Source organism: Mycobacterium sp. PDNC021 (genome assembly GCF_048282635.1).
GTDB classification, from domain to species: domain Bacteria; phylum Actinomycetota; class Actinomycetes; order Mycobacteriales; family Mycobacteriaceae; genus Mycobacterium; species Mycobacterium llatzerense.
Genome location: NZ_CP182502.1, coordinates 1836966 through 1859035 on the forward strand (window position 1 = coordinate 1836966; position 22070 = coordinate 1859035).

Annotated in this window: 19 protein-coding genes and 3 tRNA genes; 13 read left to right on the forward strand and 9 right to left on the reverse strand. The window is 67.2% G+C overall.

Annotated features, from left to right (window positions below):
• The first annotated feature begins 77 nt into the window (after window positions 1-77).
• A complete protein-coding gene (locus ACNO8X_RS08550) occupies window positions 78-548 on the forward strand; it encodes a carboxymuconolactone decarboxylase family protein (protein WP_418004945.1) in 471 nt (156 codons plus the stop codon).
• On the opposite strand, the gene recD is transcribed toward ACNO8X_RS08550, so the two are convergent.
• The 6 genes from recD to ACNO8X_RS08580 all read right to left on the reverse strand — a co-directional run bounded on the left by recD (window position 545) and on the right by ACNO8X_RS08580 (window position 11446).
• Window positions 545-2263, reverse strand: coding sequence for an exodeoxyribonuclease V subunit alpha (recD, locus tag ACNO8X_RS08555; RefSeq protein ID WP_418005826.1), 1719 nt, complete (start codon window positions 2261-2263; stop codon window positions 545-547). The genes ACNO8X_RS08550 and recD overlap by 4 nt on opposite strands.
• Before the next feature lie 41 nt (window positions 2264-2304).
• On the reverse strand, window positions 2305-5616 hold the full coding sequence (locus ACNO8X_RS08560) for a UvrD-helicase domain-containing protein (RefSeq protein ID WP_418004946.1): 3312 nt from the start codon (window positions 5614-5616) through the stop codon (window positions 2305-2307).
• Complete coding sequence (gene recC, locus ACNO8X_RS08565) at window positions 5616-8939, reverse strand: exodeoxyribonuclease V subunit gamma (protein WP_418004947.1); 3324 nt, start codon at window positions 8937-8939, stop codon at window positions 5616-5618. Before recC ends, ACNO8X_RS08560 begins: the two co-directional genes overlap by 1 nt.
• Before the next feature lie 59 nt (window positions 8940-8998).
• Window positions 8999-9697 carry a crotonase/enoyl-CoA hydratase family protein gene (locus tag ACNO8X_RS08570; RefSeq protein ID WP_418004948.1) on the reverse strand — a complete coding sequence of 233 codons (699 nt, stop codon included), beginning with the start codon at window positions 9695-9697 and terminating at the stop codon, window positions 8999-9001.
• Window positions 9698-9774: 77 nt separating this feature from the next.
• Entirely contained in the window at window positions 9775-10611 is an 837-nt protein-coding gene (locus tag ACNO8X_RS08575) for a hypothetical protein (RefSeq protein WP_418004949.1), read from the reverse strand.
• A 121-nt stretch (window positions 10612-10732) separates the two neighbouring features.
• Window positions 10733-11446, reverse strand: a complete 714-nt coding sequence (locus tag ACNO8X_RS08580; protein ID WP_043401583.1) for an MBL fold metallo-hydrolase — start codon at window positions 11444-11446, stop codon at window positions 10733-10735.
• Window positions 11447-11649: 203 nt separating this feature from the next.
• Here ACNO8X_RS08580 and ACNO8X_RS08585 point away from each other — a divergent pair, with 203 nt between their 5' ends.
• The 12 genes from ACNO8X_RS08585 to rplA all read left to right on the forward strand — a co-directional run bounded on the left by ACNO8X_RS08585 (window position 11650) and on the right by rplA (window position 17575).
• Window positions 11650-12489 (forward strand): hypothetical protein, encoded by an 840-nt coding sequence (locus ACNO8X_RS08585; protein WP_418004950.1) that lies wholly within the window; start codon window positions 11650-11652, stop codon window positions 12487-12489.
• A 317-nt stretch (window positions 12490-12806) separates the two neighbouring features.
• A tRNA-Thr gene (locus ACNO8X_RS08590) sits at window positions 12807-12879 on the forward strand.
• 67 nt (window positions 12880-12946) lie between these two features.
• A tRNA-Met gene (locus tag ACNO8X_RS08595) sits at window positions 12947-13023 on the forward strand.
• A gap of 37 nt (window positions 13024-13060) precedes the next feature.
• On the forward strand, window positions 13061-13228 hold the full coding sequence (gene rpmG, locus ACNO8X_RS08600) for a 50S ribosomal protein L33 (protein ID WP_003881823.1): 168 nt from the start codon (window positions 13061-13063) through the stop codon (window positions 13226-13228).
• A 9-nt stretch (window positions 13229-13237) separates the two neighbouring features.
• Complete coding sequence (hadA, locus tag ACNO8X_RS08605) at window positions 13238-13717, forward strand: (3R)-hydroxyacyl-ACP dehydratase subunit HadA (protein ID WP_043401587.1); 480 nt, start codon at window positions 13238-13240, stop codon at window positions 13715-13717.
• The gene (gene hadB / locus ACNO8X_RS08610; protein WP_418004951.1) at window positions 13704-14132 is read left to right on the forward strand and encodes a (3R)-hydroxyacyl-ACP dehydratase subunit HadB; all 429 of its coding nucleotides are present in this window, start codon (window positions 13704-13706) and stop codon (window positions 14130-14132) included. Before hadA ends, hadB begins: the two co-directional genes overlap by 14 nt.
• Before the next feature lie 3 nt (window positions 14133-14135).
• Window positions 14136-14648, forward strand: a complete 513-nt coding sequence (gene hadC / locus ACNO8X_RS08615) for a (3R)-hydroxyacyl-ACP dehydratase subunit HadC (protein ID WP_418004952.1) — start codon at window positions 14136-14138, stop codon at window positions 14646-14648.
• Window positions 14649-14792: 144 nt separating this feature from the next.
• Window positions 14793-14865: transfer RNA gene (locus ACNO8X_RS08620), tRNA-Trp, on the forward strand.
• Window positions 14866-14928: 63 nt separating this feature from the next.
• Window positions 14929-15387: a preprotein translocase subunit SecE gene (gene secE / locus ACNO8X_RS08625; protein WP_418004953.1), complete on the forward strand. Its 459-nt coding sequence runs from the start codon at window positions 14929-14931 to the stop codon at window positions 15385-15387.
• A gap of 145 nt (window positions 15388-15532) precedes the next feature.
• Window positions 15533-16261 (forward strand): transcription termination/antitermination protein NusG, encoded by a 729-nt coding sequence (gene nusG, locus ACNO8X_RS08630; protein WP_418005827.1) that lies wholly within the window; start codon window positions 15533-15535, stop codon window positions 16259-16261.
• A gap of 71 nt (window positions 16262-16332) precedes the next feature.
• Complete coding sequence (gene rplK, locus ACNO8X_RS08635; RefSeq protein WP_043401604.1) at window positions 16333-16764, forward strand: 50S ribosomal protein L11; 432 nt, start codon at window positions 16333-16335, stop codon at window positions 16762-16764.
• Between the two features lie 100 nt (window positions 16765-16864).
• The gene (gene rplA, locus ACNO8X_RS08640) at window positions 16865-17575 is read left to right on the forward strand and encodes a 50S ribosomal protein L1 (RefSeq protein ID WP_043401608.1); all 711 of its coding nucleotides are present in this window, start codon (window positions 16865-16867) and stop codon (window positions 17573-17575) included.
• Between the two features lie 428 nt (window positions 17576-18003).
• Here rplA and ACNO8X_RS08645 read toward each other — a convergent pair whose 3' ends face one another.
• Genes ACNO8X_RS08645 through ACNO8X_RS08655 form a run of 3 tightly spaced genes read right to left on the reverse strand, consistent with a single transcriptional unit; the run spans window position 18004 to window position 22069 of the window.
• Complete coding sequence (locus ACNO8X_RS08645; RefSeq protein WP_418004954.1) at window positions 18004-19020, reverse strand: alpha/beta hydrolase; 1017 nt, start codon at window positions 19018-19020, stop codon at window positions 18004-18006.
• Complete coding sequence (locus tag ACNO8X_RS08650; protein WP_418004955.1) at window positions 19017-20546, reverse strand: flavin-containing monooxygenase; 1530 nt, start codon at window positions 20544-20546, stop codon at window positions 19017-19019. Before ACNO8X_RS08650 ends, ACNO8X_RS08645 begins: the two co-directional genes overlap by 4 nt.
• A complete protein-coding gene (locus ACNO8X_RS08655) occupies window positions 20543-22069 on the reverse strand; it encodes a flavin-containing monooxygenase (protein ID WP_418004956.1) in 1527 nt (508 codons plus the stop codon). Before ACNO8X_RS08655 ends, ACNO8X_RS08650 begins: the two co-directional genes overlap by 4 nt.
• Window position 22070 lies beyond the last annotated feature (1 nt).

The window sequence follows — 22070 nt, forward strand, 5'->3', positions numbered from 1 at the left end:
CCTTCCAGGCTGCGTACCATCGTCGCGTTCGCTCAGACCATACCCGCGCCGTCCTGACCGCAACCTGAAAGTAGGCAATGGACACCACCGAACCGGGCCTCGCGCACGTGCACATCGACAAACAGTCGCCTCACGCCTACCGGACGCTGGTGGCGGTGGCGACCGCGGTCAGCAAGACCGCCGCCGACGCCGGATTGCCACCGGCGCTGGTGGAACTGATCAACACGCGGGTGTCGCTGATCAACGGCTGCCCGTCGTGCCTGGAGATTCATCACCGGCGCGCGGTGAAGGCGGGCGTCACCGAAAAGCAGCTGGCGACACTGCGTGCGTGGCGTGACACCGAATTGTTCTCCGAGCAGGAACGGGCCGCGCTGCGGCTGGCCGAGATCACCACGACGCTGCCCGACCACGACACCGCCGAACGCGAATACGCAAGGGCGCGAGCGGTACTGAGCGACGATGAGCTCTCCGCGGTCATCTGGGTGGCCACCGCGATCAACGCCTTCAATCGGGTGTCGATCCTGAGCCGGCACCCGGTGCGGCCCTAGGTACTGGCCCGCAGCCGGTCCCGCAGACCCGACGCGCGCAGTGCCTGACGGTCGACCGCCGCCCGCACCTCGTCGGCTGACCCGACGATGCGCACCTTCTTCTTCGCGCGCGTGACCGCGGTGTAGAACAGCTCGCGGGTCAGCAGCCGGGAGTCGGCGGGCGGCAGGATCACCGTCACCTCGCCGGCTTGCGAGCCCTGGCTCTTGTGGATGGTCAGCGCGTACATGGTCTCGACGTCGACGATGCGGCTCGGCGAGAACTGTTGCGTCGCAGTCGCACCCGCGATGTACACCTGGACGCCGTCCGGCCCGGCGGCGACCAGGCCGGTGTCGCCGTTGTAGATGCCCAGTGCGTAGTCGTTGGCGGTGACCAGCAGCGGGCGGCCGGGGTACCACGGCGACCAGGTGGCCTGCCCGGTCTCCTCGGTGATCCAGCGCTCCACCTGACGGTTCCAGTGTCGAACCCCATAGGGCCCGTCGCGGTGCGCGCACAGCAGGCGGTGCTCGTCCATGGCCGCGAGACCGTCGTCGCCGGCGCCCAACAGCGCGCATTCGCGAACTCTCAGTGCGTGGCCCACCAGAGCCGGGCGCAACACCGCGGCCGCGTCGGGATCCTCGACGAATTCGATCGCCGGATCCCCGGCCCGCAGCAGGGCCAGCACCTGATCGGCGGCACCGGACCGGATCGCTTCGGCCAGCCCGCCGATCGCCGCGCCGAACCGGTGCGTGGTGCGCAGCGCCGCGATCTGGATGGCCGGGTGGTCGGCGAGCCCGTCGACCAGATCGGCGAGCACGGCGCCCGCCTGCACCGAGGTCAACTGGTCGGGGTCGCCGACCAACAGCAGCCGGGCGTCGGGCCGGACGGCCTCGAGCAGCCGGGCCATGAGCGTCAGCGACACCATGGAGGTCTCGTCGACGACGATGACGTCGTGCGGCAACCGGTTGCCGCGGTGGTGCTTGAACCGCGAGGCGCTGTCGGGGCGCCCGCCGAGCAACCGGTGCAGCGTGACGGCCCGCAGCCCACTGAGCCGCTCCTGATCCGCGGCATCCAGCTTGGCCACCTCTGCCGAGACCGCTTCCTGCAGCCGGGCGGCCGCCTTCCCGGTCGGCGCTGCGAGTGCGATGCGCAGCCGGCCCGGGTGCGCGGCCTGCGCCAGGAGGGCGAGCAGCCGGGCCACGGTGGTGGTCTTGCCGGTGCCCGGGCCGCCGGTCAGCACCGTCACCGGTTGCGTCAGCGCGAGGTGCGCCGCGGCCCGCTGCTCGGCGAAACCCGTTGGCGGGAAAAGTCGTTCGAGCTCGATATCGGTGACGGACTGCGATCCCTGCGCCGACAGCGCCAGCAGGTCGGTGCACACCTGCTGTTCCTCGCGCCAGTAGCGATCGAGGTACAGCAGCCGCTCGTGGTCCAGCCGGATGGCGGTGCCCGTCAACGGGCTGCCCGCGACAGCGGCAATCAGTTCGTCGGAAGCCGGCCACGGCAGGCCGCCGTCGGCCCCGCTGCCGACGTCCTCGGCGACGGTGGTGAGGTCGACGCACACCGAGCCTTCCCGCAGCGCCCGGACCGTCAGCGCGACCGCGAGCGCGACGACCTCGCCGGCCTCGTCCGCCAGCGCGCAACATCTCTGGGCCACATGGATATCGGCCGCGTTCAGTACTCCGGCGGCATTGAACGTCGCCAGCAGACCAGTGGCCGCGGGTACCTGGCGCCAGTCCATGGGGTCGGGCAACCGGTCCGGTGTCGCCTGCAGCGGTGCGGTCATGATTCGCGTCCTCGATCCAACAGGTCGGACAGCCCGCTCACCAACTCGACCGGGGACTGCCAGCTGAATACCCCGCAGGGGTGACCGTCGACCACGGGAGTCGCCGGTCCGCACATGCCGCGGACGAACAGGTACGCCACGCCGCCCAGCTGCTGCTCGGGCGCGTAATCCGGCAATCGCCACCGCAGGAACCGGTGCAGCACAACCGAATACAACAACGCCTGCAAGGGATAGTCGGAATGCATCATGGCCTCGGCGAGCCGCGGCGCGGTGTAGTCCGCCGCCGTGTTCTCGGTGCCGAAGTCGCCCAGCCGGTTGGTCTTGTAATCGACCACCAGATACTTGTGGCCTGCTTCGCCCGGCACCCGCAGCACCGCGTCGATGGAACCGGACAGGTACCCGTGCAACCGTTGGTGCCCCAGTGGTTCGGCCTGCAGCCGGGCACCGTAGGCGGACAACGGATCCGACGCCGGCAGCAGCGCGCTCAGCAGCGCGCCGACGTCGCCGAGCCGGATGTCCCGCGCCGCGTCGGGCCGATCCTGGCCACCACCCAGCGGCATCTCGAAATCGAGTTCCCGCAACCGATCCCGCAATCCGATCTGTCGCAGTGTCAGGCCCGGCGCCAACGGGCCCAGCGGGGTGTCGTGCATCGGCACCAGGGCCGTGGCGAGCTCGTCGGTCGGCACCTCGACGTTCCACAGCCCGGACTGCTCGTCGATGCGGGCCGCCAATTCAGACGTGAGATCCGCGGACAGCGGATCGGCCCGTTCGAGCACGGCGTGCACCAACGAACCGAAGGCAGCGCCGGCCGGCAACTGCGCCATCGGCGACGGCAGATCGCCGGGCAGCGGACCCGGCGGTGCCTCGGTGACGACGTCCGCTGATTCGTCGTCCCGCAGCGTCGTGTCCGGTTCGCTGCTCACGGCCTGCCCGTCGTCGTGCACGACCCGGACCAGAGCCGAATACGACGTCCGGCGCCAATGAGTGTCGATGCTGCGATGGAAATGCCGCACATCCAGATCCAGGGGCGCCGACGGTGCCGGCGGAGACATCGGCGTCACGGGCTCGGCCGCCTCGACCACGGGACCGCCCGCGTGCTCCCACGCGGTGAAACAGGCCATCGCGTCGTCATCCGAAACCGTCTGTGGGACAAGGGTGTCCGGAACGGCGGTGGCACCGGGCCGGCGGCCCCGCAGCAGCCGCGACAGACCGCCGTTCTGCTCGTCCCGCGACGGCGCCCACCACGCCACCACCTGCGACTGCGCCCGGGTGAGCGCCACATAGGTGAGCCGGACGTTGTCCCCGGCGATCTCGGCCAGGCCGGCCTGCTCCGCCGCGCCGCGGTCGGTGGCCCCGGCGCCACCGAGATGCAGACAGCGCGTGCCGTCGCTGTCATGGAACCGCAGCACGGTGTCCGCCTTGACGAACCGGTTGAACCCGAACGGCAGATACACCACCGGGAACTGCAGGCCCTTGCTGCGCCACACCGTCATGATCTGCACCGCCGCGGCATCACTGTCCAGACGGCGGTTCCGTTCGGCCGGGCCGCCGCGGTCCTTCAGTTGGCGGCGCAGCCAATCTCGCAGGGCGGGCAGGTGATAGCGCTCGCGGTGCGCGGTTTCGTGCAGGAGTTGGCTGACGTGCGCCAGGTCGGTCATGTGCCGCTCGCCGCCTCGATGGCCGAGGACCCGTTCGGGCAGGCCGAGCGATACCGCCGCCTCGAACACCGCCGCGATACCCCGATCCCTGGACAGGCCCGCCCAGTGCCGGATCGTGGTGGTGATCTGGTCGGTCAACTCGTCGCCGCCGGCAGCCAGATCCGCCGCGCGGTGGCCGAAGAACATGGTGGTCGCGGCGGCCCGCGCCACGCCACTGCGATTGGGGGTGTCGAAGGCATCGAGCAGTCGCAGCCACTCCGCCGCCGCGGCCGAGGCGAACACATCGGTGTCACCCGAATACACCACCGGAATACCCAAGTCCAGCAACGCATCCCGGCACGGTACGGCGTCCAGGCCACTGTCGACGATCACCGCGATGTCACCGGCGGTCAGCGGCCGGCCATCGAACTGTGCGCCGCTGGCCAGCAGTACCGAGATGTCCGCGGCGAGATCCTTGGCGATGTACGGCCGCAACTGGCCGATCGGGACCATCCTGCGCTGCGGCGTCCCGAACTCCGTGCGCGCCACCACCCGCAGCCGGAACGGATCGTTGCGCGGCGCCCCGGTGAGTCGGTGACGGTCGGTGCGTGCCTCGACGGGATGCACCACGATATCCTCGTCGCCGAGGGCCGCACCCTTGAGCACCGTCTGCAGCCGGTCCACCAGAACCTTGTCGCTGCGCCAGTTCTCGGCCAGGGTCAGCCGCTGGTCGGCGCTGCGGGCGGCATCCAGATAGGTGACGATGTCGCCGCCACGGAACGCGTAGATGGCCTGCTTGGGGTCGCCGATCAGGACGACGGCGCTGTGCCCGACGAAGGCCCGCGAGATCACCTGCCACTGCACCGGGTCGGTGTCCTGGAACTCGTCGACCATGACGATCGGCCAGCGGCGGCGCATCCGGTCGCGGGCCGGTGCGTCGGACTCCTCCAGCGCGGTGGCCAGCCGGCTGAGCAGGTCGTCGAAGCTCAATACCCCCTGCCGCCGTTTGCGGCGTTCGAGTTCTTCGAGGACTCCCGCGGCGAATGACAAGCGTTGTGCCGCAACGCTATCTGGGTCGGCGGTCGCGGGCCGCAGTTGTGCGCTGGGATCGCCGACGACCCGCTTGGCCAGGTCGAGCGCATCGGCGAAGCTCAGTGCAGGCTCGTCGCGCTGGTCTCCGTAGCTCGTCAGGTACAGGTCGGAGACGATCTCTGCCACCAGGTCGTCGAGGCTCTCCACCAACTGGGCGCCCGAGTCGGTGTCACCGGCGATGCCGAGGGAACGCAGCACCAGCCCGCAGAACTCGTGCGTGGTGGCGATGGTCGCGGCGTCGAAGTCCGACAGTGCGGCGCGCAGGCGGGCGCGGCGCAGGACCAGTTCGTCGGGCGCCGCGGCGGCCAGATGGCGGATCAGGTCGTCCGCATCGTCGGGCGGATCATCCAGCGCGGCAACGGTCTTCACCAACTGGGCCCGCACCCGTTCCCGCAGTTCCCGGGTGGCCGCACGGCTGAACGTGATCAGCAGCATCTGGTCCAGCGTGGCGGCGCCCTCGGCGACGTACCGGGTCACCAGGCCGGCGAGGGCATAGGTCTTGCCGGTGCCGGCGCTGGCTTCCAGCACCGTCGTCGTCGCCGGTTCCGGCAGCGGGCCGAGCAGGTCGAACGCGTCCATCAGATCCGCCGTTCCGCGTCGAGCAGCGGCCGCCACAGCCGGGACGCGTAGGCGCCCAGGCGCGTGTTCTCACCCGGCACGGCGGCCTCGTCGGGACGCGGCGCATCGAGGAGCACCGCCAACGGCGCGGCCGGTCCCCACACTTCGACATACTCGGCGCCGTCCTTCTCCCAGCGCCACTCCGAATCGGCACCCCGCTCAGGTACGGGGTCGTCGAACTGCCGCGCCCGCGCCCATTCCAACGACGTCTTCAGCGGCAGTGGCAGCGGTTCACGCCGGCCCGCGTCGTAGATTCCGACCAGCTCGCGCAGCACCGAAAGCGGTTGCTCCGGAGGCTGGTACGCCATGGCCTGCATGGTGTTCCGCGGACCACGGCCGATGCAGTACGCCTCCCACTCCCGCTCCGGGGCGCCCGCGGCCAGCGCCACCAGGGTGACCCAGGCCTGCAGCCGGTGTTTGGCGCCCAGCTTCGAATAGGTGACCGTCACCGTCCGGTCCTGCCACAGCGGGGCGACGGTGCCGGTGAGCCTGCGCCCGGCGCCCAGGTCCACATCGATGTCCAACGCGCCGGCCTCGCCCCGCTGCAACGTCCGCGCGGCCGTCGCCAGTTCAATGGCCTCGCCGCGGATTTCGCGGGCCTGACGCCAGCCGAGGTGTCCCGGCGGCAGCGTGCCGCGCCGCCACTCGGCGCCGATGACGAAGTCGGGATCCCGGCCGATCTTCAGGTCGTCGAGCATGCGTTCCCCGACCGCCCACTTGCCGAGGCCGTCGATGGCGACCGGGATGGCATCAGACAATTCGTCGGCGTCCCACGGCAGCGTGTAGTCCAGCGCCCGGAAGAAGCCCTTGACCGGGTTCGCGAAGAACCTCAGCAGCTCGGCCAGTTCGACGTCGCCGCACGGGGATTCGTCCAGCGGGCCATCGATCAACCGTGGCTTCGGCCGGCGTTCCCCGAGGACGGCCCTGGCCCCGCGCAACGCCGCCGGGTCGTAGGTGAACGGCCGGTCGGGCACCAACCCGTCGCGGGCGACGGTGCGAATATCGAAGGGCTGCAACGGGTGATCGGCCACGATGCGGCGGCGCACCGGCTCGCCGGTGGTGCGGTCGAGCGCGTCGAGCAGCTCCTGCACCGGGACCGCCGGTGGCCGGTGCTCACCGGAGTGCTCGTCGGTGCCGGTGTAGGTGATGACCAGGGTGTCGGTGGCCGAGCAGATGGCATCGAGCAGCAACTGCCGGTCCTCGGAGCGGATGTCGCGTTCACCGGTGAGCGGATGACGGGCCAGGACGTCGTCGCCGTCGGCGATGCTGGTGCGTGGGAAGACGCCGTCGTCGAGCCCGACCAGACACACCACCCGGTGTGGCACCGAGCGCATCGGCACCATGGTGCACACCGTCAGGGTGCCGGTGCGGAAGTTGGCGCGCGTCGGGCGGCCGGCCAGTTGCCGTCGCAGCAGGGACCGGACATCGGGCAGCCGCAGCGTCGTGCCGGACCGAGATCCCGCGTGGGCCAGCACCTTCGCCAGTTCGCGGTCGAGTTGCCCCTGCTGCCACTGGTCGTCGGCACCGACCCGCGTGAGCTGCGCGATGCCGTCCCGCAACACCTCGACCCAGCCGTCCAGCGGCTGCGCGCCGGTGAGGCGGTCGACGACGCCGCGCAGCCGCTGCACATACTCCGCCAACCGGCCTGCCAATTCGACGCGGTTCGAGTCGACGTCGTCGAGCGGCAATGCGGTGCCCAGCCAGGCCTGCGAGTCGTCGGACATCGCGGCGCCCACGAGCAGCCTGTCGACCCCGAACTGCCACGTGTTCTGCGGGTACCGCTGCAGCTCGTACGGGGTGCGGTGCGCCGCGTCGAAACCCCACCGAATACCTGCTGCGCCAACCCATTCGGTGATGTCCACCAGGTCGTCGTCGCTGAGCGCGAAGCGTCGGCGCACCGGATCGCTGTGCGCCAGGCTGAGCACCGCGCTGGCGGTGGCACGGCCGTCCGCGATGTCGAGTAGTTCGGCCAACACCCCCAGCAGGGGATTGGTCTGGGTCAGCGCGCGGTCGGCCAACCGGACCCGCAGGCCCTGGGCCGGGTGGCCCTGGTCGGCCTGCTCACCCGCCCCGAACGCGGCGGTGATCAGCGGTGCGTAGGTGTCGATGTCCGGGCACATCACCAAGATGTCGCGAGGCTGCAGGGTCTCGTCGTCGTCGAGCAGGCCCAGCAGCACGTCGCGCAGGACATCGATCTGCCGGGCCGCACCGTGACAGCGATGGATCTGGACGGACCGGTCGTCCTTCAGCAGCTGACGCGGCGGGCCGGGCCGCACCTCGTCGGCCGAGATGTCGGACTGCAGCCAGCCCAACAGCGTGTCCGGAAACCCGCTACGGGGATGGAACTGATCGGTCTGCGCGGCGGGCAGGCCGCGTTGCAGCTCCCGCAGATCGCGGCCGAGGGTCTGCAGCAGCGGATGGCCGACGCGCAGTCGGCTGGTGTCCCCGCGCCGGGGCTCCTGACCGCGCAGATCGGACAGCGTCTGCCACAACGGGTCGCTGGGATGCGGCAGCCACAGGTGCAGATCGTGATGGGTGGCCAACGCCCCGAGTAGTTCGAGGTCGGCCGCGGGCAACCGGGTATGCCCGAACAGGGACAGCCGAGACGGCAGTGCCGACGGTGAATCAGTCAGGCGCGCAATGGTTTTCGCTTGCCGTACCGAGGGTGGGTCGGCGTCGATGCGTGCGGCCGTCGCCCGCCACAGGTGCGGTTGCCAGAGCAGGTCGTCGTCCAGCCGGCCGCCCGCGCCGTCGGAGCTGCCGCCGTCGCACCAGTCGGCGAGCATCGCCGGCCGGGCCTTGGCGTAGGTGTCGAACAAACCCGCCAGTCGCCGGGCCACCGCGTACCGGCGGCCCTGTCGCAGCTGGGTCTCCTCGGGACTGCCCAGTTCGGCGTAGCCCAGGTGCGCGGCGAGGGTATGCGCCCAATCGGGGTGGGTCGTGCCGAGGTCGTCGAGCTCCTCCAGCAGCGGCCACACCATGGCGTCGGGGTCCCACGGGTTGCTTGCGCTGGCGGAGCCGGTAATCAGATCGGGGGCGGTGCTTGACAATTCCGCGAGAAGTGATGTGGGGGAGCGGAATTCGATGCCCGCGCACACACCGTCGGCGGCCGCGCCCTGGCCGAGCACATGGGACAGCTGCTGGCTGAGCCAGCGTTCCATGCCGCGCGCGGACACCAGCACCAGCTCGGCGGCGAACGGATCTGCCAGCGGTTGAGCGAGCAGCGCACCCAGCCCGGCGGCCAGCGCGCCGGTGTCCTCGGCTCGGTGCAGGTGTAGCGCCATCGGACCACCCTAGGTCGGGACACCGACAATTCGGCCGACAGCTTTGTCGAAGCGGGGCGTTACCCGCCGAACTCGGCGGCCAAACCGTCGATGCCGGCCTGGATCGCGGCCAGCGATTCGGCGCGGGCCTTGAGCTTGCTGGCCAGGTGATGCTGGGTGTGCAGCGTCGCGGCGAAGCCGGCGGCCACCTCCTGAGCACGGCTCAACACGTTTTCCGGCTCGACGATCTCGTCCACCCAGCCGGCCGCCCGCGCTTCCTCACCGGTGAACGTCGCGGCCAGGCCGACCGCCCGCTGGAAGGCCGCCTTGGTCAATCGCATGCGCAGGATCTCGACGCACGCCTGGGGCACCGTCATGCCGATGGCCACCTCGTTGGCCTGACACCGCATCGTGGGAGAGCCGACCCGGTGGTCGCCGGACTCCAGCAGGAACGAGCCGCCGGCGATCGCGTGGCCGGTGGCGGCGATCACCACGGGGACGGGGAGACATAGGAGCCGGACGTTCAGTTCGATGCCGCCGCGCAGCATGGCCAGCCCGGCCGCCGCGTCACCCGAGCCGAAGATCGCGAGGTCGAATCCGGCGCTCAGCACTCGGTTGTTGCCGGCGAGCACGATCGCTTTGACCTCGGCGGCCTGCTCGGCCTGATCCAGCGCGGCGTTGATGTTCTGCTGCATCGTCGGGCTCAGGACGTTGACCTTGCCGTCGTCCAGCGTGATCGTGGCGACTGCATCGGTCACGGAGTAGGTGACGGTGCTCATCGGGTCTCCCTCGGTCGGTTCCCGGGCCGGGAACGGGTTTGAGCCGATGCTAGACGGGCCCGCGGAGGCGCCCGCCATCAGTGGACGCCGTTGCGGTGCCGCCCCTTCGGACCCTCGTCGACCCACTGGATCTCCAGTTCGGTGGTCTCGTCGGCCTCGCGGCTGCGCCAGCGGTCCTGGGTTTCCCGGACCGCCCGGTTCATCCGGTCGATCTCCGCGCGGAAGACGTCGGGCTGCGTCTCCTTCGAGGCGTAGTGGAAGTACGTCAGCACGCTGCGGAGCAGCTCGAGCTTCTGCTTCTCCCGCTTGGCGAGGTCGTGCGTCGTCATCAGCTCCAGCCGCTGCACCGGCTGCAGCGCGGCCCAGTCGAGCACCGCCTTCGACTCGTACTCGCGGGGCTTCGGCGCGAATCGGGACTTCTTGCCGGGCGCGGGGGTCGCCAGGTCGTAGTAGGTGAGTGTCCCCTCGAACCGGGACCGGATCGACCCGCCCAGCTCCTCCCGGCTGATCGCCGAGTCCCAGATGGTTCGCCACTCTTGCCCCGGGGCCAGGACCGAGAGTTCGCTGGGCAGCCGCAGTTCAGTGACGTCGAGCTCGCCGTCGTGGTCGGAATCCTCATAGATGGCGACGGTCGGATGATTGGTGAACTCGAATGAGATGTTGTGCGCCGCGGTCTGCCCGAAATTGCGGACCACCAGTTCGATCAGGTGCCAGTCGGATGCGTGCGGCTCCATGTACATGGTCACCTGCGGACGAACCTGATCCCGCTTGAGCTGGCGATTCTTTGACAGCTGGCGATTCACCGCGATCAGCACGACGATGCCGAACGCCAGCGCGGCCCAGGCCGCGATGGCCAGCCAGCTGCCCGACCCCAGGCCCGTCAGGTCATTCCAGCGTTGAGATATCCAGTTCACCGCGCCACCCAGTCGTCATTTCACCGATCGGTAATCCGACACCGAGACTAATATTCGCTGGTTGACTTGTACAACGGAGGAAAGTTCGTAGCTGCGCGCTGATGACCAGGCGACTGTGCCGCTAGCCGCCCATGAGCATGCGCCACTGGTCCAGGTTGCTGGCCCGGTAGACGTAGTTGGAGCGACGGACGTCGTCGAGCGGCGCGCTGGGTTCGGCCGAGTACCAGTGCCCGGGGAAGACCGTCGGATCGCCGGGCAGCGCGGCCAGCGCCTGCAGGCTGTGGAACATGTCATCGACGTTTCCGCCCGGGAAATCGGTGCGGCCGCAGCCCTCCAGGAACAGGGTGTCGCCGGCGACCAACCGGCCGTCGAGCAGGAAACACTGGCTGCCGGGAGTGTGTCCGGGGGTGTGCAACAGCTCGATCGGCACGGCCCCGACCTGCACGACGTCGCCGTGCTGGTGCGACGTCAGCTCCGACGGCGCGATGCCGGTGACCCGCGACACCCAGTCGGCCTCGTGGGCGTTGACGTGCACCGGCACGCTGACCCGCTCCAGCAGTTCGGCCAGGCCCTTGAGCTCGAAGCCCATCATCGAGCCGCCGACATGGTCGGGGTGGTGGTGGGTGACGAGCACGCCCGACAGGTGCATGCCGTCGGCCTCCAGGGCGTCGACCAGATCGCCCGCGGCGTAAGCCGGGTCGACCACCACGCAGTCGCCGGTCTCCCGGTCGCCGATCAGGTAGGCGAAGTTGCGCATCTGCGCGGCGATCGGGTCGGTCGCCGCGAAGTCGCGGCCGGCGAGCAACTGACGGAAATACAGGCGGTCATCAGGCATGCGGACAGCCTAGGAGGGTGGTCGGTCCGCGATGAAGTGCGTGGCTGCAATCTCTCGGCAGATATCGCTCTTCGGTTGAAGTCAGGTATCCATTTCGAGCTCACGGCGTCCCTGGTTTCAATCGGGAAAGGTGGGCGCGGCTGACGATTGAATCCGGGGATTCGCGTGGCCGGCTTGTCGGGGGTCCTTGGCAGCATCGCGCCATGGGGGTATTCATCGGCAGCGAGGCATTGGCCGCGGGGAAGGTCACGCGCAATGACCTGCGGCGTAACTACAGGCGCATGTTTCCGGACGTGTACGGACCGCCCGAGCCCACCATCCGGGACCGCGCGCGTGGTGCGTGGTTGTGGTCGGGCCGACGCGGTGTCATCTCGGGAGTTGCGGCATCGGCGCTGCATTGGGCGAAATACGTCGACGACGACGCCCCGATCGAGATGTTGTGGCGGAATGGTCGCCCGCCGAACGGCTTGATCGTGCGGAACGAGGCATATGCCGCAGACGAGGTCACCACGTATGACGGGATTCCGGTCACCACGCCGGCGCGGACGATCTTCGACCTGGGCCGGCACCTCGACCGCGATGAGGCGGTCGCGCGAATCGACGCGCTGCTGTGGGTCGGCCGGGTGAGTATCGGCGACGTTCAGCCGACCATCGGGCGGTATCCGTGGGCGCGCGGTCTCGCGCAGCTCCGGGTGGCAATGGAGTTGACTGACGACGGGGCCGAGTCGCCGAGGGAGACGCGGCTGCGCCTGCTACTCACCGATGCAGGTATGCGCCCGACCGACACTCAGATCCCGGTCTACGAGGGCAACCGGCTGATCACCAAGTTCGACATGGGCTGGAAGCACCTCCTGGTCGGGGTGCAATACGACGGCGGTCACCATCAGACCGATCGCGAGCAGTACGTACGCGATCAGAAGGCACTGCCCAAGCTCGAAGCGCGGAACTGGATCGTCGTCAAGGTGATCAAGGAGGACACCGACGATGATGTCCTAGCTCGGGTAGCGGCCGGCTTGTTCCGCCGTGGGTGGCGGGCGGCGTAGTTGAACCGGTGGCCTGGTTGAAGTGGGCAGCGTCCCTGGCTTCAATCACTACGCCTGCCGGGTCGATCGAATTGCGCGGAGGGATCGTTCGAACGGCGTAGCGGTACGTGGCGTCAATCGGGACGTTTCGAAGCGCCGATCGTTGAAGCCTGGGATGAACACGGGACGAGATCGGGTAAACCCGCGACAGGAACCCCCGGGGGAGTCAAAATAGGGCGGTTACGCTGCCGTTTTGGCAGCTGATTCAGCGAGACGGTAACCTCTTTAAGGCCCACGGGGCAGACGGTCGTAACCGACAGTTCGAAACCGAGGGTCAGGCCCCCTTAGCTCAGTCGGTAGAGCGTTTCCATGGTAAGGAAAAGGTCAACGGTTCGATTCCGTTAGGGGGCTCGGTGGACATATGGCGAGCGGAGCGACGGAAGTAAGAATCCGCCGCTGCGCCGCCTGTGTCTGTCGGGGCGGTGTAGCTCAGCTGGTTAGAGCGCACGACTCATAATCGTGAGGTCGGGAGATCGAGCCTCCCCACCGCTACCAGCACAACAGGGATTTACGAAGCGAAAGAGGCAGAGACGTGGCGTCGAGTACCGACGTACGGCCGAAGATCACCTTGGCCTGCGAGGTGTGCAAGCACCGTAACTACATCACCAAGAAGAACCGTCGTAACGACCCGGATCGTCTTGAGATCAAGAAGTTCTGCCCGAACTGCGGTACGCATCAGCCGCACAAAGAGTCGCGTTAGCAACTCGTCGTGGGCTTGTCGGCGGAAATTGTCGGGTATCACTACCGGCATCCTGAGTGCTACGAGGTCGGTCGCGAGAAGATTCGTGAGCACGCGATTGCCGTCCAGAACGATGACGCATGCTTTCACCAGGAGTCGGCTGCAGCTGAACTCGGGCACGACGCGCTGCTTGCGCCTCTGACGTTCATCAGCATCTTCGGCTACCAGGCGCAGTTGGCGATGTTCGAGGACGCCGGTGTCGTCATCTCGGATGCCCAGATCATTCACGTCGATCAGGAACTGAAGTTCTTCGCGCCGATCAAAGCCGGCGACAAGCTCTTCTACGACGTCTACGTCGACTCGTTTCGACAGGCGCACGGCACCGACATCATCGTGACCAAGAACATCATCACGAACGATCGTGGTGATGTCGTTCAAGAGGCCTACACGACCCTGGCGGGTCGTTCGGGTGAGGACGGACAGAAGGGATTCTCAGATGGCGCTTCGTGAATTCAGCTCGGTCAAGGTCGGTGACGAGTTGCCCGAGAAGACCATCAAGCTGACCCGGCAGGACCTGGTCAACTACGCCGGTGTTTCCGGCGACCTGAACCCCATCCACTGGGACGATGAGATCGCCAAGCAGGTCGGTCTGGACACGGCCATCGCCCACGGCATGCTGACGATGGGTCTGGGCGGCGGCTTCGTCACCAACTGGGTCGGCGACCCGGCTGCCGTCACCGAGTACAACGTCCGTTTCACTTCGGTGGTGCCGGTCCCCAACGACGGCATCGGCGCCGAGCTGATCTTCAGCGGCCGCGTCAAGTCGGTCGACGAGGACTCCAAGTCGGTCACCATCGCGCTTTCCGCCACCACCGGCGGCAAGAAGATCTTCGGTCGCGCTGTCGCGACCGCGAAGTTGGCCTAGCCCATGCCGGTGAATCCCGACATCTTGGGGATGGTTCACAAGTACCCCCAGGTGTTCACGGTGGGGCGCGAGCAGGTCCGGCAGTACGCCAAGGCAGTCAAGTCCGACCACCCCGTGTCGATGGATGAAGCCGCCGCGGCCGAGTTGGGCCACGACACCCTGATCGCCGGTCCGACGTTCGTGTCGATCGTCGCGCTGCTGGTTCAGCAGGATTTCTTCCGCGCCGTCGACGTCGGCATGGAGACCATGCAGATCATCCAGGTCGACCAGAAATTCGTCTACCACCGCCCGGTCAAGGTCGGTGACCGGCTACACGCGACCGTCGAGATCGCGTCCATCGAGCACCGGTTCGGTGCCGATATCGTGCTGACCCGCAACACCCTCACCGACGACGACGGTGGCGTCATCATGGAGGCCTTCACCACGTTGATGGGCCACGAAGGCGACAATTCGGTGTCGGTGCGCTATGACCGCGAGACCGGGCAGGTGCTCCGCGCGGCCGCCGGAGCGGATTAGTAACTCAGACTGGGGCCGATGTACACTCGGTCCTCGGGGATCCACCCTTTTCAGCGCGCTGTCCGTCGGTTACAGATCGACCGATCGGGGAGCGCGCGAATTGTGTGAGGACCCAGCCGGAAGCGCCGACCTGGTCGGCGCTGAAGGGGCGTAGCTCAATTGGCAGAGCAGCGGTCTCCAAAACCGCAGGTTGCAGGTTCAAGTCCTGTCGCCCCTGCTCAACTGAATACCGATGTGGACACTGGAACTGTGACCACCTGGAACAGACGAAAGGCATGCGGTGAGCGACGAGCGCGATAGTGCCGGCTCCGCAGGCGCCGGTACTGATGCGGGCACCGACGCGGGCGAAAGCGAGTCGCAGGGCCAGACCGCAGTTGTGACGCGCCCGGCGCGTCCGACCGGAAAGCGGGCCCGGCGGGCCGTCGAGGTCGACGAGTCCGAGTCGGACACCGTCGAGGCGGATTCTGACGTCGAAGACAGCGCGGCCGCTGGCAAGAAATCGAAGAAGCGCGACAAGCCGAAGAAGGCCGCCAAGACCGGCGATTCTCGGAACCCGTTCGTGTACGTCTGGAACTTCCTCAAGCAGGTCGTCGCCGAGCTGCGGAAGGTCATCTGGCCGAACCGCAAGCAGATGATCGGCTACACGACCGTCGTGCTGGTGTTCCTGGTCTTCATGGTGGCGCTGATCGGTGGGGTCGACTTCGGTCTCGCCAAGCTCGTCATGTGGGTGTTCGGCTGACGCCGTCCGCCCGCCGTGACGAGCTCAAGAACGTAAGAGAGGACTGACTACCGTGACTTTCGATGGCGAGACACCTTCGGATGAGTCCGACGTGACCGCCGAGGCAGTCGAGTCGGTGGAGACCTTCGACGAAGCAGCCGACACCGTGGACGCTTCCGACACTTCGGATGTTGCCGACGCGCCCGAGGCGACCGAAGTGGTTGTCGACGAGACGGTGGAGGCCGTCGCCGAGGAGCCCGAGGACGAGGATCCCGCGGTCGCGCTGAAGAAGCAGCTGCGGCGTCAGGCCGGCGAGTGGTACGTCATCCACTCGTACGCCGGTTACGAGAACAAGGTGAAGGCCAACCTCGAGACCCGCGTCCAGAACCTGGACGTCGGCGACTACATCTTCCAGGTCGAGGTACCGACCGAAGAGGTCACCGAGATCAAGAACGGCCAGCGCAAGCAGGTCAACCGCAAGGTGCTGCCGGGCTACATCCTGGTGCGCATGGACCTGAACGACGAGTCGTGGGGCGCCGTGCGCAACACGCCGGGTGTGACCGGGTTCGTCGGTGCGACCTCGAAGCCGTCGGCCCTGTCGCTCGACGACGTCGTCAAGTTCCTGCTGCCGCAGGGCGCCGCGAAGAAGCCCGCCAAGGCGTCCTCGGCCGCCGCTGCGTCGGGTGCCGACAGCGAAGCCAGCCTGGCGCGTCCGGAGATTCTGGTCGACTTCGAGGTCGGCGAGTCCGTCACCGTCATGGATGGCCCGTTCGCGACGCTGCCCGCGTCGATCAGCGAGGTCAACGCTGAGCAGCAGAAGCTCAAGGTGCTGGTGTCCATCTTCGGACGTGAGACGCCGGTCGAATTGACCTTCACACAGGTCAGCAAGATTTAATCGCGGACTGCCAACTCGCGATTAGCAGGATGTAGTCGCACCGCGGCTACCTAGAAAGGAACACCACACCAATGGCCCCGAAGAAGAAAAAGGTCGTCGGGCTGATCAAGCTGCAGATCCAGGCCGGCGCGGCCAACCCCGCCCCGCCCGTGGGTCCGGCGCTCGGCCAGCACGGCGTCAACATCATGGAATTCTGCAAGGCGTACAACGCTGCGACAGAAAGCCAGCGCGGAAACGTCATCCCCGTGGAGATCAGCGTCTACGAAGACCGCACCTTCACGTTCGTTCTGAAGACCCCGCCGGCAGCGCGTCTGCTGCTGAAGGCTGCGGGTATCCAGAAGGGTTCGGCCGAGCCGCACAAGACCAAGGTCGCCAAGATCAGCTGGGACCAGGTCCGCGAAATCGCCGAGACCAAGAAGGAAGATCTCAACGCGAACGACATCGACGCCGCTGCCAAGATCATCGCCGGCACTGCCCGGTCGATGGGTATCACTGTCGAGTAGCTTGCGGATCGACCAGACCGCAGTCGAGTAATTCGATAAAAGCATCACGTGGAAGAGCCCGCTTCGGCTCGCTAACCACACCTCTGAACTGGAGATTCAAATGAGCAAGAACAGCAAGGCATACCGCGAAGCTGCCGAGAAGGTGGACCGCGACAACCTGTACACCCCGCTCCAGGCCGTCAAGCTGGCCAAGGAGACGTCCTCGAAGAAGCAGGACGCGACCGTCGAGGTTGCGATCCGGCTGGGTGTTGATCCTCGTAAGGCAGACCAGATGGTGCGTGGCACCGTCAACCTGCCGCACGGCACCGGTAAGACCGCCCGCGTAGTGGTGTTCGCGGTTGGTGAGAAGGCCGAGGCCGCTGTGGCCGCCGGCGCCGATGCCGTCGGTAGCGATGACCTGATCGAGCGTATCCAGGGTGGGTGGACCGACTTCGACGCCGCGATCGCGACGCCGGACCAGATGGCCAAGGTCGGTAAGATCGCCCGCGTCCTCGGCCCGCGTGGTCTGATGCCGAACCCGAAGACCGGCACCGTCACCCCGGACGTGGCCAAGGCCGTGTCCGACATCAAGGGCGGCAAGATCAACTTCCGTGTCGACAAGCAGGCCAACCTGCACCTGATCATCGGCAAGGCGTCGTTCGACGAGGTCAAGCTGGCCGAGAACTACGGTGCCGCGCTGGACGAGGTGCTGCGCGCCAAGCCGTCGTCGTCGAAGGGCCGTTACCTGAAGAAGGTCGTCCTCTCGACGACCACCGGCCCGGGCATCCCGGTCGACCCGTCGGTCACCCGGAACTTCACCGAAGAGGCGTAGGCCCCAGGCCACATCCGCTCTTACTGCGAACCCCCGTACGACTCCGGTCGTGCGGGGGTTCGTTGCATATCTCACAATGACCGCGTTCTCAGATGCGGTTCAGGTTCGTTTAGCGGCTGTCACAGGTGTGTCGCCAACCATCGAATCCATGAGCAACTGTCTGTGCGGCCACGATCGTGCCGCCCACCAGCACTACCGTGCGGGTTCGGACTGCGCGCTCTGCAAGCCAGGGGGTTGCGGGCGCTTTCGCACCGACTCGTCCGTGAGCCAGTGGCAGAGTTGGTTCCGCGCGACCGCACCCCGACCGGTGGCCGACGAGACCGCAGTAGAAGGCCGCCGTCTGTGGCACCCCCGCTGAGTCAGACGAACCAATGGACCACGCCTCGACGCGGTGATGCGCTGTCTGAATACCGGTTGGGGCGTGGTGATCACGCCGCCGTGCTGTGGCCGGGGAGGGCCGCAGCTTCAGCCTGGACGAACGCGCGGATGGTGCGACCCATGTCCGCGATGGCGGCCCGGGCATCCGGGAGGACGTCGGCGCCGGCGTGGAAGACGTGCAGTGCGCGATCCCAGATCTGCACGGTGCAGCGGACTCCCGCCTCACGACAGCACTGAGCCAACTGTTCGGCGTCGGCCAGCAGCACTTCGGTCGAGCCGACCTGGATGAAAACCGTTGGGAGTCCGGTGAAGTCGTGGTTCACCGGCGACCACCGCGGATCCAGATCGCCTCCGGCCGCGAAACCGACCAGGGCCGGGACCGAGAGCGTGAAGGCCGACAGTACGGCGTCCGTCCGATCGTTGGGGTGGGCAAGCCTGCGGGCCGGATCCAGATCGGCCCACGGCGCGATGACGGCGATGCCGCCTGGCATCGGCAATCCGCGCTCACGTGCCGCCAGCGCCGTCGCGAAGGTCAGGCCGCCGCCCGCGGAATCACCGGCGAACACGATCTTTTCGGGGGCGAAGCCCAGTCCGAGCAGGTGCTGGTATGCGTGGAGCGCGTCGGCGACAGTTTCCGTGATGTGGGCTGCCGGCAGCTGGCGGTAGTCCACGTTCAAGAGCGGGACGCCCGCGGCGCGGGTGATACGGCCCGTGATCCGGCGATGGCTGTGCAGCCCGCCGGTGACGAAGCCGCCGCCGTGGAAGTAGAGGATCGCACCGCCCATGACATCGGCTGGGCCCGCGATCGTCTTGTGCCACAGCCATTCCGCGCGGAAGTCGGCGAAACGCAGTGCACGGCGGCGCGTGCCGCGGGGCGCCCGCAGCGGGAAGGTGAGCAGGTCGGCGAGGTTGGCGATGCGGAAGGCGGGGGTGCCGCCGCGCCATGCCAACCGCGCGATCGCGTCCAACGAGGGCCGAATTATTCTGCGGCCCAACGCATCGGCGACGCGTAGCGACAGGCTCGCGCGGCTGGGCAACTCGATGGTCACGGAGTCGAGTCCGCTCATGCCGGGACTTGCTCGATAGCGGCCGCGATTTCGTAGCGGTAGTCGTCAAGCGGGAACTTTCGGTTGCCGCGGCTCGCTTCGAAAAAGCCTGAGGGTCGGATGTAGGTGGTGTCGCCTTGCGAATTGCGGTAATAGGTGGGGACGTGTCCGTTGAGGTCCGCCAGGTAGTAGCGCAGCAGTCCGGCTCGCTGGTAGGTCGCGCGGTGGTAGGCGTCGGCAGCTTCTTTGCGGACCTCGCAGACCTGTGCGTTGCGACGCCGGGTCTCGGTGATGGCGCGGACGGCGTGGTCGGCGGTCATTTCCACGAAGGCGTGCCAGCCCGACCCGGTCCATGAGTACGGGCCGCACAGTGTCCACCGGTTGGGTAGCCCGGGCACCGAGACGCTCTCATATGCTTGCAGCCCCTCCTCGTTGTAGAACTTGGCGAGGTCGAAACCGTTGCGGCCCAGGATGGTTCCCGGGCGATACGTTTCCGGATCAGAGAACACCTCGTATCCGGTGGCCAGGATCAGCACATCGAACTTGTGGTGCACGCCGTCGCGGGTTCGGATACCGGTCGGAGTGATCTTCTCGATCGGATCGGTGACCAGCGATACGTTGGCGCGGTTGTAGGCCTGCAGGTAGCCGTTGGACATCGTCGGCCGCTTGGCGAGCAGACCGAAGTTCGGCGTCAGCTTCGCGCTCGTCTCCGGGTCGTGCACTGTGCTGGCCACGTATCTGCGATAGCCGCGGATGCAGAAGGCATCGGCACGATCGAGTGTGGCATGCGACGTCCTCAGTGCCCCACGAAGAATCAGGTCGATCACGACCAGCACGCCCCCGTGGATGGTGGCTTGCAAACCGGGGATCGCCAGCAGTTTCTTCATGGCCGTGGGCACTTGGAAGTCCGGCTTGGGAATCGACCACACCGGGGTGCGCTGGAATACCGTCAGCTGGCCGACCTGCGGGGCGATTGCCGGAATGATCTGCACCGCACTGGCTCCGGTGCCGATGATGCCGACCTTCTTGCCTGTCATGTCGTAGTCGTCGTCCCAGTCGGACGGGCGCTGCACCTTGCCCTTGAACGACTTCGCCCCGGCGATCCCGATGTCCTCCTTGGGCCGCACGAACGCACCCACCGCGCTGATCAAGAAACGTGCCGTGATGACGGAGCCGTCGGCGGTGTGCAGCTTCCAGAAGCTGCCGGTGTCATCCCACTCTTCGCGTTCGACGTTGGTGTTGAACCGAATACGCGGGTACAGCCCGTATTTCCGGGCGACGTCGACGTGGTACTGCTTGACCTCCGCGCCCTTGGCGAAGAAACGATCCCAGTTCGCGTTGCGCTCGAATGAGTACTGATACGCAATGGTCGGAATGTCCACGCCGAGACCGGGGTAGTGGTTCTCGTGCCAGCTGCCGCCGACATCGTCCGCGCGCTCGAGAATGACGAAGTCGTCGATGCCGGCCTTGCGGAGTTTCACACCTGCGGCAATCCCGCCGGGTCCGGCGCCGATGACGGCGACTTCGAATTGAGGTGTCGCGCTCATGCGCTCACACCTTGGTTCGATTGCACCGTGTGCCGAGTGAACCGGTAGTCCGACAGCGGGAAATGCTTGTTCGCCCAACGCATCTCCAGGACGGTGGTCGGGCGGAACGCCGCGGCATCTCCGTGATGATTGAGGTAGTAGGTGTTGGAGCCACCGCATGCCGGGGTCACCAGGGGGGTACGGGCGACGCGCTTCTGCATGTCCTCGAAGAAGCGGTCGTGCGGCTCCTGCTGGACCTCAACCCGGGTGGCTCCGCGCTGGCGCGCCTCGGTGATCACGCGCACGGCGTGGTCGCCGGTCGACTCGATCAACACCAGATACGAGCCCGGCGCATAGGCGTACGGGCCGATGACGAGGAAGGCGTTGGGGAACTTCGGTGCCGAGACGCCCTGGTAGGCCTGGTAGCGGTTGGCCTCCCAGAACTCGTTGAGGTCCACCCCGTCACGGCCGAGGGTCGGGAACGGCGGGGTGCTGCCCTTGGCCATCACCTTGAAGCCGGTGGCGCAGACCAACACGTCGATCTCGTGCGCCGCGCCGTCCCCGGTGACCACCGCATCGGGGGTGACCTTTTCGATCGGGTCGGTCACCAGGTCGACATGCGGCAGGTTGTAGGTCTTGAAGTACTCGTTGTGCATCGATGGCCGCTTGCAGCCCGGCAGGTACTTGGGGGTGAGCTTCTCACGCGTCGCCGGATCCTTGACCTGAGTGCGCATCCATAGTTTCAGGGCGGCCTCGGCACCGCGGATCAGCGGCATCAGCCGCCTGCCGTGCAGCATGCCTGCGCCGATTCCGACCTCGACGCCGGCCAGGCCGATGGCGCGCAGCGGCCGGCGCAGCATCGGAGTGCCCAGTACCGCCTTGGTGACCGGCCCGGTGTGCCAATCCGGCTTGGGTGCCACCCAGATCGGCGTACGCTGGAACACCGTCAGGTGTGAGGCGAGTTTGGCGACCTCCGGAATCAGTTGCAGCGCACTGGCTCCCGTGCCGATCACCCCGACCCGCTTGCCCCGCAGATCGACACTGTGATCCCAGGCGGCGGTGTGCAACACCGTCCCGGCGAAGCTGTCGATGCCTGCGATATCAGGCAGGTTCGGCACCTCCAGGCCGCCGATGCCCGCGATGATGAACCGGGCTGTGAACTCGCCGGAGTCGGTGCTGACCCGCCAGATGTCGCTCGCCTCATCGAACCGGCATCCGGTGACCGTGGTGCCCAAGCGCAGTTTTGGCCGCAGGCCGTGGGCGTCCACGACCTCCTCTGCGTACGCCTGGATTTCGTGGCCCGGCGCGAACAGCCGTGACCAGTCGCCCTTTTGGTGATAGCTGAACTGATAGATGAACGACGGAATATCGACTGCGACGCCCGGATAGTGGTTGGCGTTCCACGTCCCGCCGACCTTGTTCCATTTGTCGAGAATGACGAAGTTCTCGATCCCGGCTTGCCGGAGCCGGACGCCGGCATTGATGCCACCGAAACCCGCACCGATGACCACAACCTCGAACTCAGGGGTGGATGTCATTGCCATA